Here is an 18,917-nt window from a genome sequence, read left to right as displayed (position 1 = left end):
TTATACTAGGATTATAGGCGTAGATATTTTTATAAAATAACTTTTATGGTAATGTAATTGGATAATTAATGGTTAACCAATACTTAATAGAGATTGAAAATGCTAGATATAAACGTCTCTCAAGGCTACAACCTGCTTAAGTTTTTGATTACTAAAAGTATATGGTTAAGGTATAGCCAAAATTTAACTAACCCTACGTTTTTCAAAAAAGCTACACGTATCAAGTTAGTAAGGGCTTAATATGACTAATAACATGCAATTTAAAGCAAGTTACCTATCGGTGTTGGTTAAACAGCTTGTTGTTGTGTGTTTTTTACTCGCCGCCTTTCAAAGTATTGCTTATTCAAACAACTCCGCTACCCCTGAGCTTAGTCAGCAAGACGTACGCGCGCTGATTAAAAGTGTAAGAACAGATAAACTTGATTACCTGCAAAACAAAAAACAAATCACTCAAGCTTACGAGCAAAGTAAATTAAAACAGAATGGCGCTTTGCATTTAGAAGCTGCAGCCATTTATGCCGAACTGCTTTTTAGGGAAGAAAAGTACGAAAAATTAGATAAACACCTCACTGTTTACTTATCAAATCAGCAATTATCTAAACAACCTGACGTATTACTGCTATTTTTGGAGTCACAATTAAAACTGCTTAGCCTACAAAAAGAACTCCAAAAGGCAAACGATGTTGTTAATCAACTAAAAACGCGATTTTCTCAATCTACACCGGCTGAAAAAATCATTATTTTAAGAGCCTTTGCATATTTTTATACCGAAACAGATGAACTGAAAAAAACCTTGAGCGTGGCACTCGACGGATTAGAACTGGCGATGCAAAACAACGATATTGCATCGCAAGGCTATTTTTACAGGAAGATAGCCGATGCGTATAATTATTTAGAAAACAAAGAAAAAGCAATAACATACGCTAAAAAAGCGCTGATCGCATATCAGCAAACTCAAGATGGCTTATATACAGCTAAAGCTTACTGGAGCTTGGGCAATGTATTACTTGAAATAAATAAACCAAACGAATCCCTCATTTATCTAGACAAAGCACTCTCTTACTTTGAATCTGTTAACATGCAAAAAGGACTGTCTTTTGCTCAGTATTCAATTGCTAATATTTTATACAAACAAGAAAACTACGAAGATGCGCTCGCCTTAGCCACAAAAAATATTGAGGTTGCCCACCTAGCCGGAATAGGTGATATGAAACTCGCATCGATGATATTGATGCTAGATATTTATAAAAAACAAGGTTTACTTGAAAAAGCCGATAAAATGAACGATGAAGTATTTTCGATGATCGATGATTTTAGCCGCAGCATTTATAAAGCCGATTACCTTCAAAAGCGATACCAGTTAAAACGAAGCCTCAACAAAACAGACGATGCATTTGACGCAATGGAGCAAATGCTTACATTTATGAAAAAGCATTACGAAGCCACCAGCGAAACAAACATTAAAACGCTGCAAATAAAATTTGAAGTAAAAGAAAAAGAAGAAAAAATACTCCAACTAGAATACGACAAAAACATTAACGAATTACTCGCCAAAGAAGAGTATCAACAAAAAATAATTTGGCGGTTAAGCGCAACAATTGCGTTTATTTTAGTTATTATGTCGTTATTACTTATTTATAAACAAGTACTACAACGTAAAAAATATTATAACATTGCGCTGACTGACTACTTAACTAGCAGTTTAAATCGACGCGGTATTATGCAAAAAGCGGCTCAAAAACTTAAGCAAAGCAATGCTACAATTGCCATTGTCGATCTAGATTTGTTTAAGCACATTAACGACACTTACGGCCACGATGTGGGTGACTCCGTTCTTAAAGCTTTTGCTCGTGCAGCACAAAATACACTTGCTGGTGACGACCAATTTGGCCGCTATGGTGGTGAGGAATGGTTATTTATTTTAAACACCGTTGATAAACAAAGCGTTAAAACAACGTTCGATTCTATTGCCAATACACTGATAGATATTTGTAGCAAAATAGAAGGCTTAAATAATACTGAAACCATTACGTTTAGCGCAGGTGCAGCAATTAGCTCCTCCTCTAACCGCTCACTTGAAAAACTGATCATTCATGCTGATGAGCTTCTTTATAAAGCCAAACAAAGTGGCCGCAATCAGGTTAATGTTGAGCAGCCCTAGGCGTATTAAAGCTTAACAAACACATACCCCCCAAATATGTTTTTAACAAGCTAATTGTAAATAGCTGCACGTGAAGTATTAGCTCGTATTAAAAGTAAGAAATTATTTCACCCTCTCGTCTGTAAAAAATACACAAACAATCCAAAAACATAGCCCAAACCCTATAAAGCCATTAATTTCAACAACTTAAAATCTGGCACTGCGTTTGCTTATTAGTTGTTAAGCAACGTAATTGATTAGGATGATTTATGAATATTTTTGAAGCACTGTGATTACCAAGGGATTGTGTCGGTCTAATTACCGAGCGACTTTGTCGTAAATAGCATATCAGCCAGTTGTTAAACTGGCTATGATTTATGCCTATTCTTACAACGCTTGCGACCTTGCAACTCTCAGTGCAGTGGTATTCAAATTGTTTCTTAACCACATGCTACGCACACCGCCTGCGCTAATATCAATACCGAGGGCTTCAGTCAGCTTGATGGCCACTTTCTGTTGACCAAGGTGGGGATGCTCAACGGAGAATTTTACGACTGCATCTTCGATGGCTTTATCTACACAGTTTTTATGTCTTATATCGGGAGTTTCTTGGCGTTTTAAGGCATCAGGACCGCCTTGCTTAACCAGTCTTAAGTGTCGGTGAATAGTGTCTCGTGAGACGCCACTTTGTCGTGAAGCTGCACTGATACTTCCAAGCTTTTCGATTAATGCCAACACCTCTAGTTTCTTTTGTACTGCTAAGTCTTCTGATTCAAGCTTACTTGGCTCATTTACTTCAGATACCTTGAGTTGCCGCCCTGCGAAGTGTGCGGTGAAGCCTTTCTTGCTGGTGTTTCGGATCTCAATTTTCTGATTAGCTATGGAATGTTTTAGCGGTGAATCAATCAAATAGAACTTGTTACCGTAGCTGAAGGTGTGGTCATTGCGGATCTTACGATGGTCTTTAATGACGCAGATATCATCAAGGTTGGTGTGTTTCGATAATGGTGTAAATTCAGGCGCTTGCTTTGATTTCACTTGAATTCTAGACTGCCAGAATTGTGGGATGAATACATGTTTCAGGTATGCATTAGCACTGGCTATATCTTTAATATTGTTAAGCCTTAGCTCAGGTACAAGACGGTCTTGAAATGTATCAAAGGCACGTTCAACACGGCCTTTACCTTGAGGCGAATTGGCGAAGATAATCTCAATACCCAATTCTTCACATGCACGCTGCATTTGTGAGAAGTTGCAACGCTTAGGGCCGCCGAAGATACCCGCTCTATCCACGTACAGCGTTTTAAACACGCCCTTAGTTTCGATGCAATCTCGCATGACTTTCATACAACCAGCGGTGGTTTCAGATGGGAAGAACTCTGCATGTACTTCACTGGTGGCATCATCAATCATCGCAATCAAACAATGCTTCTTATCGCCAAACCAACGATGGGGACTACCATCCATCTGCATCATTAAGCCCGGCGCTGCCATACGCTCTCTGCGTTTTCGAACATTGCTACGTCTTCGTTTGGCTCGTTTAACGTGATGAATATCATGTGCCCAACCGCGAAGGGTTTCACGCTTAATAACAATGTTCTCATTCGTAGCTAATTGTTCAGCCAAGTGCAACAGATTCAAATCGTAATATTTTTCCTGAATCAATTTTTGAACCGCTTTTTTTATTGATACCGGCGTTTTGTTGGATGGGGCTTTGCCACTGTTACCATGCACAACAAACTGAATACCGACTTTCTGATATCTCTTCACATAGCGTTCTATTGAACGTCTAGACTTACTGAGTAACTTAGCAGCATTGGTAATTGTTATTCTGCCTTCAACCACTTTGGCAATTATATCAACGGTTAGTTGAGCTTTAGAATCCATCACAATCATCCTCAACATGCCTTCTAGTATTCAAAAACAAGAACACTAACAAACATGTAAAAAAGAGACCGACAGTTTCCCTTGGTAATTAGCAATTACGACAGAATTGCTTGGTAATTAAGATACGACAAAGTCGCTTGGTGTTAACAAATATTTTTGAAGCACTACGTAATGATCATGACAAACAACGCAAACTAGTTGACGCGCTTATTCAAACCAAGGGCGACACAAAAAAACGTCATAGCTTAATGGATGAGCTAAAAACAGAGCTAGAAGAACATGCAAAATTTGAAGAGCGCTACTTTTATAATCCATTAATTTGCGAAGATCTAACGCAAGAAAAAGCACGCCACAGTGTTGCAGAGCATCATGAAATTGATGAACTAATTGAACAACTTGAAGACACCGAAATGAGCTCATCAGCATGGTTAGTAGAAGCTAAAAAACTACACCATTTAGTGCATCATCACTTAGATGAAGAAGAACATGAAGTATTTCAACTAGCAGGTAAAGCGCTGTCTGAAGGGCAAAAAGAGCGCTTAGGCGACAAATACAACGACGCAATGCATTAATCGTAAAAGTGAGAATTCATACACCTCCCTGTGTACTTTTGGTTATAAGCTAATTGGCTTATAACCATTTTTTTGTCTGGCTGTTTTATTTAACAGTATATTTTACGTCTTGATCCCGTAATAAATAAAGTGCAAAACACGCTGCCCACATTGGCCACGCAGTAAAAAATAATAAGTTATTAAAGCCATCAATGTACTGATTGTAAGATGAAAGCGTTGATAAGCCGTGCATTATGAAAATAATACCGTAAGTTATACGTTTTTTAATACCTGCTAAAAACGCTAAAACAAGTACTAGCTGCACCGCACCAATAATGTAAGCCACCATATCTGTAGAGCCACTAATCCCATAAAAATGCTCAAAAATACGTGCGCTATGTCCAGGGTTAACAAACTTATCGAACGTCCACATAACCATTACAATAAACACACCTACACGCAAAGATAAAAGTGACCACTGCAAACGATTTTGAACATCACTACTTAAAGAATCCGTCATAAAATTTCCTTTAAAAATATATAAATAAACCAAGAACAGAACAAGACCGTATAAGGTATGATTAATTTCAAACTATTTAGATTTAATCCAAGTAGGTATTCAACAACATTTAAAGCTTAAGACTATAATAAGAATAATTTGCACGCATCCATTCTAAAAATTAAAAAAGTTATACTTTAATTGAAAGATATTTTTATTCCTTTCGGTCTTTATCGCCAATAACTAATTACACTAGAGAGACAACCCTTGAAACACGCATACTTAGCACTATCGTTAGCCACCATATTAAACACTCCCCTTGTTGCTTTTGCAGCTGAAAAATCGCAAGTAAAAGATTCGATTGAACACATAGAGGTGGCTGGTCAAGTTATAAAGTCTCAAGGTCTTTCTGTTAAAAATGAAACAATTGACGGTCCTTTTGGTGATAACTTAGCACTTCAAGACATAGCACGCTCAGTAACGCCTATTTCAAGCGAACTTATAGAACAGCTTAACATTACTACTTTACAAGATGTATTAGCAGTAAGCCCAAACACATACTCTGCAAGTGGCTTTGGCGCGCCAAGTTTACCTACTATTCGCGGTCAATTGGGTGAGCTTTTTCAAGATGGTACACGTCGTCAAGCAGGTAACAATGGGTTTGGCGTGCCGTTATCGTTCAATTCTGTCGAACAAATAGATGTAGTAAAAGGCGCACCGCCGGTTTTGTTTGGTTCAAGCCAACGCAACGGTGGGTTTGTTAACTTACAGTCAAAAGTAGCGTCAACGGACGAAAGTAAAGGCAAAGCGAGTTTATCGGCCGGTCGTTGGGACCAATACAGTGCGCAAATAGATTACACTGCGCCAATTATTAAAGACAAAGTCGGGTTTAGAGTAAGCTATGAACATCTTGACCATGGCAGCTATTACGATTATTCAGGTACTAAAAGCGACAGTTTATTTGCAGCACTACGCATTTTGCCAGACGATAAAAGCACTTGGGATATTAACTTTGAGCTATACCAAGTCGAATTTACCGACAACGCCGGTATTAACCGCCCTACCCAAGCTTTAATTGATGATGGCCTTTATATTACTGGCCAAGGCGTGCAAGCAAATGGCAGTACAGTACCGGCGGCGGGTTCGATTGTGTCGCCTACTGGGCAAGTAAACATTGATCGCAGCACTGTACTTACTGACCCTGATAACCAAAACGAAGCTACAACCTATTTAATTCACAGTATTTATAAACGTGAGCTAAGTGCAAATGCCTCACTTAAAAACATCACCTACTTTCAACATTTACAGCGTGAAGAGATTGCCCAAAATAGCTTTGTTGAAATTATTGACGGCGCCGACACGGCGCAAAATCGAACAGAACTAACGTATAGTTGGAACGACGAACAACAAACTATTTTTGCTTTTGACGTACGCTATAACAAAGTGCTTGGCTACAGCCAGTTCACCACAGAGGCCGACTTACCTATTGATTTAACAGGCCCATTATCAAATCGGCGCATTCCTTTAACAGACGCACAAAAGGCACGTTTGGTTGAGCTTCGCCCGGGTGTGTTCGTATCACCTGGTGCACAGTACGATATAGATAACGACGGTAGCGGCGACTTTAACCTATCAGACACCACTGACTCTCGTTCATGGCAAACAGGTTTTGCTATTCAGCAAGACTCGGATTGGACAGATAAACTTCATACAAGCGTAGGTTACCGGTTAGATTATTATGATGTAGAAGCACGTGATCCTATTGCACCACAAGGCCAAACTGCAGCAAGTGATAGCATTAACGACACACTTCAGTCAGGTCAGGTAAGCTTTAATTACAAACTAAACGCTGATTTCACAGGCTACGGTGCTGCAAGTTATAACGAGGCCACATCAAATAGTATGGCTGGCGGTAATGTGCTGGGTGGCGGCAACGTGATTAGTGCACAAAACTTTGCAACAGAAAACACACTCGTAGAATTTGGTTTAAAATACGCCCCAACCAACAGCGACTGGTACGCTGATGGCGCGGTATTTAGCCAGCGCCGTAGTTTACGTAATCGCGATGGCAGCAATACGGGTATTCGTACCACGGGCTTTGAAAGCCAAGTATTTTACGATGCTTACCCTTATTGGCTAAGTGCGGGCTACAGCTACATAGATGCCCGCTACGATAACTCTGCAAGCAGCCAAGATTCCGCTCAAGTCGCTGATGCGTTTGATAACTCACGCCCAGACATTATTGCTGGTACGGGCGTTGGCGCGCCAAGCTTTACACCATTTGCACCGTCAAACAGTCAAGTACAAGGTATTCCAGAGCAATCGTTTAGTTTTAATGGTAATTATTCAATTACCTCGAAATGGCAAACTGGTTTTTCAGGTCTATATACAAAGAGTTACCCATTAGACTTTTTACAAACAGTTAAAATTCGTGATCAGTACACGCTAAACGTAAATACTAGCTATGCATTTACGCCTAGTACTAAGTTACGTTTAGATGTAAATAACATCACAAACCAAAAAAATTGGCGTCCTGTTTTTGAAGGCGGCTACTTTGGCGCAACCTTAGCATTCCCTGAATTGCCAATAAATGCCAAGCTGACTCTGACCCATAAGTTTTAAAATTTATGAATATTTAGCTTTAAAGGTTAAATGTACATAAATTTGCTTCTTATAAAACGAGGTAAAGCCTATGTGGTGTGGTCATCCCTCATAGGCGTTTTAAAGTAAAATTACTGCTAAGCAGGCGCAGCCCAAAGGATTTACCTAGTGCAATCCAAAAAGGTTAATAGGCCCTAATTAAGAGAGAGAACATGATAAAAAAATTATTATTAATAGTGATTGCCGCCGCTGCTATTGGCGCGTTCTTTCATTTTAATTTACACCAGTTACTAACACTTGATGGCTTAAAAGGGTCAATGGATCAATTTGATCAGTACAAAGCAGAGTCACCGTTGCTTGTTATTGGCGGCTTCTTTTTGCTTTATGTGGTAGTAACGGCTCTCTCTTTACCGGGTGCGGCTATATTAACACTGGCCGCAGGTGCATTATTTGGCTTAGTTGAAGGCTTATTGGTTGCCTCGTTTGCCTCTACGGTAGGTGCTACGCTTGCCTTTTTAGTATCGCGTTATTTACTGCGCGATACAATTAAACAACGTTTTCCTGAGCGCTTAGACGCTATTGACGCAGGCGTTGAAAAAGAAGGTGGGTTTTACTTATTTACCCTTCGTTTAGTACCCGTATTCCCGTTCTTTTTAATTAACTTACTAATGGGTGTTACTGCAATTAAATCGTGGACCTTCTACTGGGTAAGTCAGGTAGGTATGCTCGCAGGTACTTTTGTATTTGTAAACGCGGGTACGCAACTTGCGCAAATTGAAAGCTTATCAGGCATTTTATCGCTCGATCTTATTTTATCGTTCGCTTTATTGGGTGTGTTCCCATTCATTGCTAAAGGAATCCTAAACGTGTTTAAAAAACGTCGCGTATACAAAAATTACACCAAGCCTAAAAAGTTCGACCGTAACATGATTGTTATTGGCGCAGGTGCTGGCGGCTTAGTGACAAGCTATATTGCAGCAGCGGTTAAAGCCAAAGTAACCCTAATTGAAGCCGGCGAAATGGGCGGCGACTGTTTAAACTACGGGTGTGTGCCAAGTAAAGCCGTTATTAAAAGCGCTAAAATTGCTGAGCAAATTCGCCACGGTGAACACTACGGCTTAGAAAACGCCACACCGCAGTTTTCGTTTAAAAAAGTAATGGCACGTGTACATAAAGTAATTGCCGACGTAGCACCACACGACAGCGTTGAGCGCTACACAAACCTAGGCGTAGATGTTGTAAAAGGCTACGGTAAATTATTAGACCCGTGGACTGTAGAAATTAAACTTAACGATGGCGGCACACAAACATTAACCGCCCGTACTATTGTTATTGCCACTGGCGCACGCCCATTTGTACCGCCATTACCTGGTATTGAAGAAACTGGCTATGTAACAAGCGATACGTTATGGACTAAATTTGCAGAGCTTGAAGAAGCCCCTAAAAAGCTTGTTGTACTTGGCGGCGGCCCAATTGGGTGCGAACTTGCACAAAGTTTTGCACGCTTAGGATCAAGCGTTACGCAAATTGAGATGAGCGAACGCATCATGATCAAAGAAGACCTAGAAGTGTCTACCTTTGCTCACGAAGCGCTAACAGAAAGCGGCGTAAACATTTTAACCTCGCATCAAGCACTACGCTGTGAAGAGCGCGATGGCAAAAAGTTCATTGTGGTAAAACATAACGATACCGAAATCGATATTGAATACGATGAGCTACTATGTGCTGTGGGCCGAAGCGCTCGTCTTAAAGGTTACGGCCTTGAAGAACTCGGTATTGAAACTAACCGTACTGTAGTCACTAACGAATACCTTGAAACGCTTTACCCTAACATTTTTGCCGCTGGCGATATTGTAGGTCCGTATCAGTTTACGCACGTAGCCGCTCATCAAGGTTGGTACGCAGCAGTAAATGGCTTATTTGGTAATCTTAAAAAGTTTAAAGTAGATTACCGTGTTATTCCGTGGACTACGTTTATTGACCCAGAAGTAGCACGTGTTGGCTTAAACGAGCAAGACGCTATTGATAAAGGCATTGACTATGAAATCACTCGCTTTGAATTTGAAGAGCTAGACCGCGCCATTACCGACAGCGCCACCAAAGGCTTTATTAAAGTAATTACACCAAAGGGCAAAGACAAAATACTCGGTGTTACAGTGGTATCTGAGCACGCTGGCGATTTAATAGCTGAGTTTGTACTAGCAATGAAACACGGTTTAGGCCTTAACAAAATACTGGGTACTATTCACAGCTACCCTACTTGGGCTGAAGGTAACAAGTACGCAGCAGGCGAGTGGAAACGCGCTCACGCACCTGAAAAAGTACTTAACATGCTTGAAAAATACCACACATGGCGCAGAGGCTAATATGTTTAAAACACCTTTTAAAGCGCTATTGTTAGGGTCTGCTTTGCTTGCAACATCGTTTGCAAGCAAAGCTCAAAATATGCACGAGGGCTGGAATACATTATTAAACAACCATGTTGTGGCTATAAACCATGGCCACAGCACTGAGGTTGATTACGCAGCAATAAAAGCTAAGCACAGCGAGCTTAAAACCTATTTAGATTCGCTATCGGCTGTTACGCAAAATGAGTTTGATACATGGGAAAAACCTAAGCAGCTGGCGTTTTTAATTAACGCATATAACGCCTTTACTGTTGAGCTGATATTAACAAAATACCCAAACCTTAAATCAATTAAAGATTTAGGCAGCTTTTTTAGCTCACCATGGAGCAAAGAGTTTGTGCCATTACTTGGTAAAACTCGCAGCCTTGATGATATAGAACATGGTTTAATACGTGGCAGTGGTAAATACAACGACCCACGTATTCACTTTGCTGTAAATTGCGCAAGTATTGGCTGTCCAGCACTTCGTGCAGAAGCCTACACAGCCACTGATTTAGAAAGCCAATTGCAAGAGCAAACGGTGCGTTTTTTATCAGACATGACCCGCAATATAGCGCAAGATAACACGCTAAGCGTGTCTTCAATATTTAAGTGGTACGGCGATGATTTTGAACAAGGCTTTAAAGGCGCAAACTCGCTGCAGCAGTTTTTTATGCAATACCCTAAAGCACTAAAACTGATACCCGCTCAGCAAAAAGCGCTTAAAAATAACGACATGAAAGTTAAATTTTTAGACTACAACTGGGATTTAAATGCTCGCCAATAAATGTTGGCAAACATTATCGCGATACAGCTTTTGCTGTGTCGCATTTTGCATTTGCCTTGTTATTAGCTTTAAAAGCCTAGCAAGTACACAATTACAAAGCCGGTGGCAGCAAGTTGAAAGCTTAGGCAAAGACCAAAGCGTATATTTTTATGCGTGGGGCGGCGATGCGCAAATAAATGCGTATATTCAATGGGCTGCTCAGCAAGTAAAAACCAAATACAATATTAACTTAGTACATGTAAAACTCAGTGATACCAGCGAAGCCGTAAGCCGCGTACTTGCCGAAAAATCAGCAAACAATAACGATAAAGGCAGCGTAGATTTAATTTGGATAAACGGTGCTAACTTTGCCACCATGAGTGAGCACTCATTATTACTTAAACAATGGGCTAATAAGTTGCCTAATTTTAGCTACACCGACCCTAGCAATAACCCTGCTGTTAATTTTGATTTTGGAATACCCACTAATGGAATGGAAGCACCTTGGGGCCAAGCATCGCTCACCTTTTATTACGACAGTTTAGCAATTGACGGCACTGCAAATAACACACTTCCAACAACCCTAGACCAGTTACTTAGCTGGAGCGCACAAAACCCAGGACGATTTAGCTACCCAAAGCCCCCTGATTTTTTAGGCATGAGCTTTTTAAAATACGCCCTTGTTATGCTACATCAGCAAAGTGATGATACACTTAAAGCACAGTTAAACCAGCCAGCTACTGCACAAAACACAGCCCAAGTATTAAACCCATTATGGGACTTTTTAAATAAACTGCACCCAACACTTTGGCGCGGCGGTAAACACTTTATGCAAAGTGGTGCACAAATGCGCCGCTTAGTAGGCGACACAGAGCTAAGCATAGCGTTTACGTTTTCAGCACCCGAAGTCCCCGCAGCCGTTAAACGTTATGATTTACCTAAAAGTATTCGCAGCTATGCAATGCAAGATGGCAGTTTAAGTAACACTCACTTTGTAGCCATACCTTATAATGCAAGCCACCAGCAAAGTGCGCAGTTAGTGGCTAATTTTTTATTAAGCCCAGAGGCGCAAGCTCAAAAACAAAAAGCGCCTATATGGGGCGATAAAAGTGTACTTATTCAGTCAACGCTAACACCACAGCAGCAAGCCTTATTTAAAACAACGCAACCACATCCAAGCGCGCTGCCTTTGAATAGTATTAAACGCACGCTAAGTGAGCCTCACCCAAGCTGGGTAAACGCTATTATGGAAGGTTGGCAAGCGCGTTTTGGAGTAAGCCAATGAGTGTTGTTTCAAATAAGTTAGCAGCAAGCCCAACGCTTAAACCACATAAAAGCGCCGATATGTTTAGTAAATTAGTTAAATTAAGTCCACGCTTTTTACTGGCATTACTAATTTTGCCGGTAATAGGCGGCCTAATTAGCGTGCTACTGCCCGCTTTTGGCTATGCGCCAGTACTTGAGCAAACAACACTTGGCCTACATGGCTTTACTATGCTTATGCAAACACCCGGCCTAACACACATGGTTATGCTAAGTGTTGGCACCGGATTAATAAGTACCTTACTTGCCTTTATCATTACGTTAATGATTTTAGCGGCATTTTTTAATAGCCCGTGGCTTAACCGTATTCAGCGTTTACTGAGCCCAATACTCGTAATACCCCACGCAGCAGCGGCTATTGCGGTTGGTTTTTTAATTGCTCCTTCGGGCATGATCTCGCGTTTAGTATCGCCTTGGTTTAGTGCATGGGAACTTGCGCCTAACGGCATGTTTCCGCATGACTCGTTTGGTATTAGTATAATTTTAGGCTTAACCCTTAAAGAGCTGCCTTTTTTACTGTTAATGGCGCTAGGTGTGCTTGCCCAACCTGAGCTTGGCAAAAAACTTCGCCAACAACATAAAGTAGCGCTTAATTTAGGCTACTGCCCTATGACTGCTTTTTTTAAAGTGATACTGCCAAGCCTTTACCCATTACTGCGCCTACCCATTTTAGCCGTATTGGCTTATGCCAGCGCAAGTGTAGAAATGCCACTTATTCTGGGGCCAAATACACCACCCACCTTGGCAGTCGCTATTATGCACTGGTTTAACGATGTAGATTTAAACCTGCGTATTAAAGCCTCTGCAGGGGCATTATTGCAGCTTGTACTTACTGGTGGTTTACTAGCTCTTTGGCTTGGAGGCGAAAAAACCATAAAAGCATTATTTAGTGATTTACTCACCAATGGCGAGCGAGAATATGGCGGTGTTTATTGGCAAAAAATAACAACCGTATTAACAGTATTTGTAATTGGCTTTATTTTGCTCTCGTTAATTGGCTTAATTATGTGGTCGGTTGCCGGATTTTGGCGTTTTCCGGCGGCACTGCCCGATCAGCTCACGCTACTTCACTTTAAAAGTGCGCTAATGCAAATGCAAAGCCCGCTTTATAATACCCTTGCTATAGGGCTAGTTACTACGTTATTTGCCATTATTATTACCCTTTTGTGCTTAGAGTCAGAGCAATTAAGTGCAAAACCCATGTCGCGCTTTACCAGCTTAATTATTTATTTACCGTTGCTTGTACCAAGTATTGCGTTTTTATTTGGCCTAGTGTGGCTGCAACAACTAGTAAATAACCAAGCCGCGTTTTTTAATGTGGTATTTACCCATTTATTGTTTGTACTGCCGTATGTGTTTTTATCGCTTGCGAGCAGTTATAGGCGATTAGACCCTCGCTTTGCTCATGTAGCAGCAAGCCTTGGCGCAAAACCCTGCAAAGTGTTTTTACACGTAAAGTTACCCCAGTTGTTTGCCCCTATTTTGATTGCAGCGGCACTGGGTTTAGCCATTAGCTTTGGCCAATATTTACCGACTCTTTTAGCCGGCGGCGGGCGCATAGCAACAATTACAACCGAAGCGGTTACCCTTGCAAATGGCGCAAGTAGGCGGACCAGTGCGGTGTATGCCATTATGCAAATGGCATTGCCACTCATTGGCTTTATCCTAGCGTGGGTGTTACCTAAGTACTTTTTTAAAAGCGCACATCGCTAACCCATAAATTAAAAGGTTTTTAATGCAGTCATCTTTAGAGATTAAAAATTGTGAGCTTTATCGTCAACACGAGCAATTACTAAGCTTAAACGAGCAAGTAAAAGGCGGCGAAATACTCACTGTTATGGGGCCATCAGGCAGTGGTAAATCAAGTTTATTAAATTGGCTTACCGGCACATTACCCAGTGGTTTCAGCGCAAATGGCGAAGTGTGGCTTAACGGCGAAAATATTAATAACTTACCCGCACATTTACGCCACATAGGCGTGCTTTATCAAGATGCGTTATTATTTTCGCATTTATCGGTAAGCGGTAACATTGCCTTTGCTATGCCTAAAGGCAATAAAAAACAGCGCCTTGAAAAAATAGAGCACGCCCTTGAACAAGTTGGACTAAAAGGCATGGCTAATCGCCACCCCGACAACCTCTCTGGGGGGCAACAAGCCCGCGTTGCTTTATTGCGTATGCTATTAAGCGAGCCAAAAGCGATTTTACTTGATGAGCCCTTTAGCAAGCTCGACACCCAATTAAGAGTAGATACCCGCGAGCTGGTATTTAGCCAAATACGCGAGCATAAATTGCCCGCTATTATGGTCACCCACGATCATAGCGACGCAGAAGCCGCAAACGGCAAACTGATCACCTTAAATTTAGCCAAATAAATACACGCACAAAAAGCACAAGGCACTAAGCATGTTAGACAAATACATAACCCCGGTAATAAAGCCACTGTTAACCCCTGTTGTGGCGTTAATGCACAAGCGTGGTATAACGCCCGACCAACTCACTGTGGTTGGTTTTTTAATAGGGCTATTAGCTGTGCCATTAATTGCGTTTGAAATGTGGTACGCAGCGTTAACAACTATTGCTTTAAATCGTATTTTAGATGGGCTAGATGGCGCATTGGCACGCCATGCAAATTTAAGTTCAAGCGCTGGCGGTTTTTTAGATATTACCCTCGATTTTTTATTTTACGCGGCAATTCCGCTTGGCTTTATTTTGGCAAACCCCGAGCAAAACGCCATTGCAGGTAGCATATTACTTGCCACTTTTATAGGTACAGGCTCAAGCTTTTTAGCCTTTGCCATAGCCGCCGAAAAATTTAAGCTCGAAAAACCTCAGTTTAAATACAAAAGTTTTTACTATTTAAATGGCTTAACCGAAGGCACAGAAACCATAGCGCTATTTATAGCCTTTTGTATTTGGCCGCAGCACTTTGCCATAATGGCGAGTATTTTTGCCACTGCGTGCGCTATTACTATTTTTACACGTATACATGGTGGTTATAACACGTTAAAACTCCAAGAAGCTGATGAGGTTACACAATCCAATGAATAATGAAATTTGGTGGCGTTTAGGGTTCTTTTTTAGCATTTTGGTTATTATGATGCTGCTGGAATCGCGTATGCCCGCACGCAAATCGCCTATAAAAAGTAACACTCGATGGTTTGCTAATTTTGGACTCGTGTTTGCTTCATCACTAATTGCCCGCTTAAGTGTGCCAATAGGCTTAACTGCCGTAGCGCTTTATAACCAAGAGCACGGTATTGGTTTATTTAATCAAATAGCCACACCAAGTAGTGTTGCTATTATTTTAAGTATGCTACTGCTTGATATACTTATTTATTGGCAGCATAGGTTATTTCATAACGTGCCTATTTTGTGGCGTTTGCATCGCGTACACCACGCTGATGCGCACGTAGATACGAGTACAGGCTTGCGTTTTCACCCTATCGAAATTGTACTCAGCATACTTATAAAATTGATTGCCGTTACCGCTTTGGGTGTACCCGCTATTGCTGTATTAATATTTGAAATAGCACTTAATGGATTAGCGCTGTTTAACCACGCCAATATACGTTTACCCAATGCCATAGAAAAACCACTTCGGCTCATATTAATGACCCAAATACTGCACCGTATTCATCATAGCCAGCGCGTGAGCGAAACCAATTCAAACTATGGATTTAGCGTTATTTGGTGGGATAAATTATTTGGCAGCTACAAAAATGAAGCGCAAAAAGCCGATAACGACATAGATGTAGGCCTAAAAGAATACCCAAGCGAAAAGCAAAACGCCTCTCTTTGGGCTTTGTTAACCATGCCATTTCATAAAAAGTAACAACTATCCTCTTAAAAAATAAAATCATTAAACAAAATTACGCAGTTTAATGATTTTAGAACTACTATTTATTCGTTAAACAGTAAATTAATTGTAAATAATTTAGACAAATATGTTGACCAAATCACAACTGCACAATACTATTTGTAAGCGCTTACAATTACACGCGCAAATGTAAGCGCTTACAGAAAGTATAAAAGCTATAAAATCAACTAAACTTAAACACATATTCTGACAATTATCAGTTGAACGGGGTTCAGTTATGAACATTGAAACAACACGCATTACACGCCTTCTGGCAGCTATTTCATTAGCGTCTTTGGCCGGCTGTGGTGGTGACGCTGCAACAACAAACACAAATACAGAAGTCGTTAATTCTTCAGAGCCAGTCTCAGACTGGCGCATGGTATGGAATGACGAATTTGACGGCACTAGCATTGATACAAACAAATGGAACTTTGAATTAAACTGTGCTGGTGGTGGTAACAACGAAAAGCAATGTTATACCGATAACGAAGAAAATGCCTTTATTAAAGATGGCATGCTGAACATCGTCGCACTCCCTGCAGAAGAAGGCGCAGCTAAACCTTACACATCAGCCCGCTTAAATACCCGTTACAATGCAGACTTTACATACGGCCGCTTTGAAATGCGCGCAAAATTACCGTCTGGTCAGGGTAGCTGGCCTGCATTTTGGATGATGCCAACTGATGAAGAGTATGGCACTTGGCCACGTTCTGGTGAAATTGATATTTTAGAAGCTGTAAATCTTAAAGTAGCCGCTGAAGATGGCACTATTGAATCTTACGTGCACGGTACTCTTCATTACGGTCGTGAGTGGCCAAATAACTCTAGCTCAGGTAAAGCTTATTTGTTACCTGAAGATATGAACCCAGCTGATGATTTTCATACTTACGCTATTGAGTGGCAAGAAGGTGAAATCCGCTGGTATGTAGATGATTACCTTTACGCTACACAACGTCGTTCTGAAGTTCGTTACAATTCAAAAGACGAAGCTGTTGGCCTTAAGCACAAAGGCTGGTTTGCGGAATACTTTGAACAAGGAAGCGGCGAACTTACAACACATTGGGATAACGCCCCTTTCGATAAAGATTTCTACCTTATATTAAACCATGCAGTGGGTGGAGATTGGCCTGAAAACGTTAACAACCTAGGTATTGATGCAGACGCATTTGCACAAGGACAAAGCTTTGAAATTGATTACGTTCGAGTATACGAATGTGCATCAGACCCAAGCACAGGCAAAGGCTGTGAAACAGTTCGCCCAGGTTACGACAGCCTAGACGACGCACTTGTAGAAGGTGCAGCACCTGTACCTACCCCACCTAGCGACGGCGTAGCCCGAAACCTTGATGTATTTAACGGTAGCCTAGACGCTAACTGGATTGCATGGGATTGTTGTGGCGGCACTGTACCAGAGGTTATTACTGATGCAGACAAAGGTGACGCTGTTAAATTTAATATAAATGATAACAACGGAACTGTGCTTGGCTTCTCTACGCGCGGTGGTCACTTTCCAGACGACTTTACAGGAACATCGTCTCCATTTGATGCATCTCCATTACTTGATTTAAACGGCCGTTTAACGTTTGACATGAAAGTGGTAACACCTCCAACGTCGGATACTACATGGATACTTAAAGCAGAGGCAGGTGACGGTGGCCCAAATACAGGCGACGTACCATTAAGTGAAAGCAATGAAGGTGTAACACCTGTAACTGGTCAATGGCAAACATATACCTTTCCATTATCACTACTTCAAGAAAAAGGCCTAGATTTAAGCGCAATTGATGTGCTTATGGTATTCCCGGCATGGCAAACAGGTGAAGGTGCTGAGTACCTTATTACTAATGTAGCAATTGAAGGTGACTTGGGTGCTTCTCCTGAGGTTGTCTTATTCGACAACGGACAAAGTTTAGATTGGCCTATGTGGGATTGCTGTGGTGGTTCAACACCAGTTGAAGCATTAGACGACGAAGAACACGGTTTAACTGCAGAGTTTAGCATTGGTGAAGCACCTACAGTAATGGGCTTTAACACACGCACTTCTGCAGGCGGAAGCGGCACACCATTCGATGCGACTAGTATTTTGGAAAATGGCGTTCTGCAGTTTGAACTAAAAGTAATGTCAAACCCTAACAACCCTGACTCAACTTGGTTAATGAAAATTGAATCTAATGAGGGTGACTCAGCGGTAGAGCTTCCGTTAACAGACGCAGGTGACGCGCCAGTTGCAGGTGAATGGAAAACTTACACTTACACCTTAGCCGACCTAGCAGGTGCAGGCCTTGATGTTAGCGCGATAGATGTTGTTATGATTTTCCCAGCATGGGGAACGGGTGAAGGCGCAGTTTACCGTGTAGATAACGCTAAAATTTATGACCCAAGTGCAGCATCTACTGCAGGAAGTGAAATTACAATATTCCAAGATACTGCTGCAGAGCAATGGAGCATATGGGATTGTTGTGGTGGTTCAACACCTACTGAAGAAACAGACGATAGCGATCACGGTACCGTTGCTGAATTTGTAATTGGCTCAGCGCCAACTGTTATGGGCTTTTTAGCCGATGAAGGTGTTTCTTTTGATGCCTCGTCTATCCTTGCAAATGGGGTTGTACAATTTGAAATGAAAATGGTAACTCCACCTAACGCAACAGACGCTCAATGGTTATTTAAAATTGAATCAACTGGCGCTGCGTCTGCAGTAGAGCTTCCTCTTGCAGAAAGTGTTGAAGGTCAAGTACCGGTTATTGGTCAATGGCAAACGTACACATTTACATTGCAATCACTTTTTGACGCCGGTTTAGACATTAGTGATATCAACGTGTTAATGGTTTTCCCAGCATGGAGTACGGGTGAAGGCGCGGTTTATCGTATCGATAACGTAATTATCGCAAACCCGTAGAAC

The 18,917-nt window shown here is 41.2% G+C and carries 13 protein-coding genes; 11 read left to right on the top strand and 2 right to left on the bottom strand.

The genetic code is table 11. The features are described 5' to 3' along the window. The first annotated feature begins 241 nt into the window (after positions 1-241). Positions 242-2,161 (top strand): tetratricopeptide repeat-containing diguanylate cyclase, encoded by a 1,920-nt coding sequence (locus PS1M3_RS18120; RefSeq protein WP_203987998.1) that lies wholly within the window; start codon positions 242-244, stop codon positions 2,159-2,161. A 366-nt stretch (positions 2,162-2,527) separates the two neighbouring features. On the opposite strand, the gene PS1M3_RS18115 is transcribed toward PS1M3_RS18120, so the two are convergent. Then, positions 2,528-4,036: an ISNCY family transposase gene (locus PS1M3_RS18115; RefSeq protein ID WP_203983756.1), complete on the bottom strand. Its 1,509-nt coding sequence runs from the start codon at positions 4,034-4,036 to the stop codon at positions 2,528-2,530. A gap of 131 nt (positions 4,037-4,167) precedes the next feature. Between PS1M3_RS18115 and PS1M3_RS18110 the strand changes: the two genes are divergently transcribed. Beyond that, entirely contained in the window at positions 4,168-4,599 is a 432-nt protein-coding gene (locus PS1M3_RS18110) for a hemerythrin domain-containing protein (RefSeq protein ID WP_203987996.1), read from the top strand. Between the two features lie 85 nt (positions 4,600-4,684). Here PS1M3_RS18110 and PS1M3_RS18105 read toward each other — a convergent pair whose 3' ends face one another. Further along, the gene (locus PS1M3_RS18105; protein WP_006792654.1) at positions 4,685-5,098 is read right to left on the bottom strand and encodes a hypothetical protein; all 414 of its coding nucleotides are present in this window, start codon (positions 5,096-5,098) and stop codon (positions 4,685-4,687) included. A 246-nt stretch (positions 5,099-5,344) separates the two neighbouring features. On the opposite strand from PS1M3_RS18105, the gene PS1M3_RS18100 reads away from it, so the two are divergent. The 9 genes from PS1M3_RS18100 (at position 5,345) to PS1M3_RS18060 (ending at position 18,914) form a co-directional block, all read left to right on the top strand. Then, the gene (locus tag PS1M3_RS18100) at positions 5,345-7,699 is read left to right on the top strand and encodes a TonB-dependent siderophore receptor (RefSeq protein ID WP_203987994.1); all 2,355 of its coding nucleotides are present in this window, start codon (positions 5,345-5,347) and stop codon (positions 7,697-7,699) included. A gap of 191 nt (positions 7,700-7,890) precedes the next feature. Beyond that, the gene (locus PS1M3_RS18095) at positions 7,891-10,044 is read left to right on the top strand and encodes an FAD-dependent oxidoreductase (RefSeq protein WP_203987992.1); all 2,154 of its coding nucleotides are present in this window, start codon (positions 7,891-7,893) and stop codon (positions 10,042-10,044) included. A gap of 1 nt (position 10,045) precedes the next feature. Beyond that, positions 10,046-10,852 carry a DUF547 domain-containing protein gene (locus PS1M3_RS18090; protein ID WP_203987990.1) on the top strand — a complete coding sequence of 269 codons (807 nt, stop codon included), beginning with the start codon at positions 10,046-10,048 and terminating at the stop codon, positions 10,850-10,852. Continuing rightward, positions 10,839-12,116: an ABC transporter substrate-binding protein gene (locus PS1M3_RS18085; RefSeq protein ID WP_203987987.1), complete on the top strand. Its 1,278-nt coding sequence runs from the start codon at positions 10,839-10,841 to the stop codon at positions 12,114-12,116. The genes PS1M3_RS18090 and PS1M3_RS18085 overlap by 14 nt, the downstream gene beginning before the upstream one ends. Continuing rightward, on the top strand, positions 12,113-13,867 hold the full coding sequence (locus PS1M3_RS18080) for an ABC transporter permease (protein ID WP_203987985.1): 1,755 nt from the start codon (positions 12,113-12,115) through the stop codon (positions 13,865-13,867). Before PS1M3_RS18085 ends, PS1M3_RS18080 begins: the two co-directional genes overlap by 4 nt. Positions 13,868-13,889: 22 nt before the next feature. Further along, entirely contained in the window at positions 13,890-14,528 is a 639-nt protein-coding gene (locus PS1M3_RS18075; protein ID WP_203987982.1) for an ATP-binding cassette domain-containing protein, read from the top strand. A gap of 31 nt (positions 14,529-14,559) precedes the next feature. Beyond that, on the top strand, positions 14,560-15,204 hold the full coding sequence (locus PS1M3_RS18070) for a CDP-alcohol phosphatidyltransferase family protein (RefSeq protein ID WP_203987978.1): 645 nt from the start codon (positions 14,560-14,562) through the stop codon (positions 15,202-15,204). Further along, positions 15,197-15,988: a sterol desaturase family protein gene (locus PS1M3_RS18065; RefSeq protein ID WP_203987975.1), complete on the top strand. Its 792-nt coding sequence runs from the start codon at positions 15,197-15,199 to the stop codon at positions 15,986-15,988. Before PS1M3_RS18070 ends, PS1M3_RS18065 begins: the two co-directional genes overlap by 8 nt. Before the next feature lie 262 nt (positions 15,989-16,250). Then, on the top strand, positions 16,251-18,914 hold the full coding sequence (locus PS1M3_RS18060) for a glycoside hydrolase family 16 protein (RefSeq protein WP_008131852.1): 2,664 nt from the start codon (positions 16,251-16,253) through the stop codon (positions 18,912-18,914). The last annotated feature ends 3 nt before the right edge of the window (positions 18,915-18,917 follow it).

This window comes from Pseudoalteromonas sp. PS1M3 (assembly GCF_016865405.1).
Lineage (GTDB): Bacteria > Pseudomonadota > Gammaproteobacteria > Enterobacterales > Alteromonadaceae > Pseudoalteromonas > Pseudoalteromonas marina.
The sequence above is the reverse complement of the archived record's forward strand: the minus strand, read 5'-3'. Positions and strand labels throughout refer to the sequence as shown.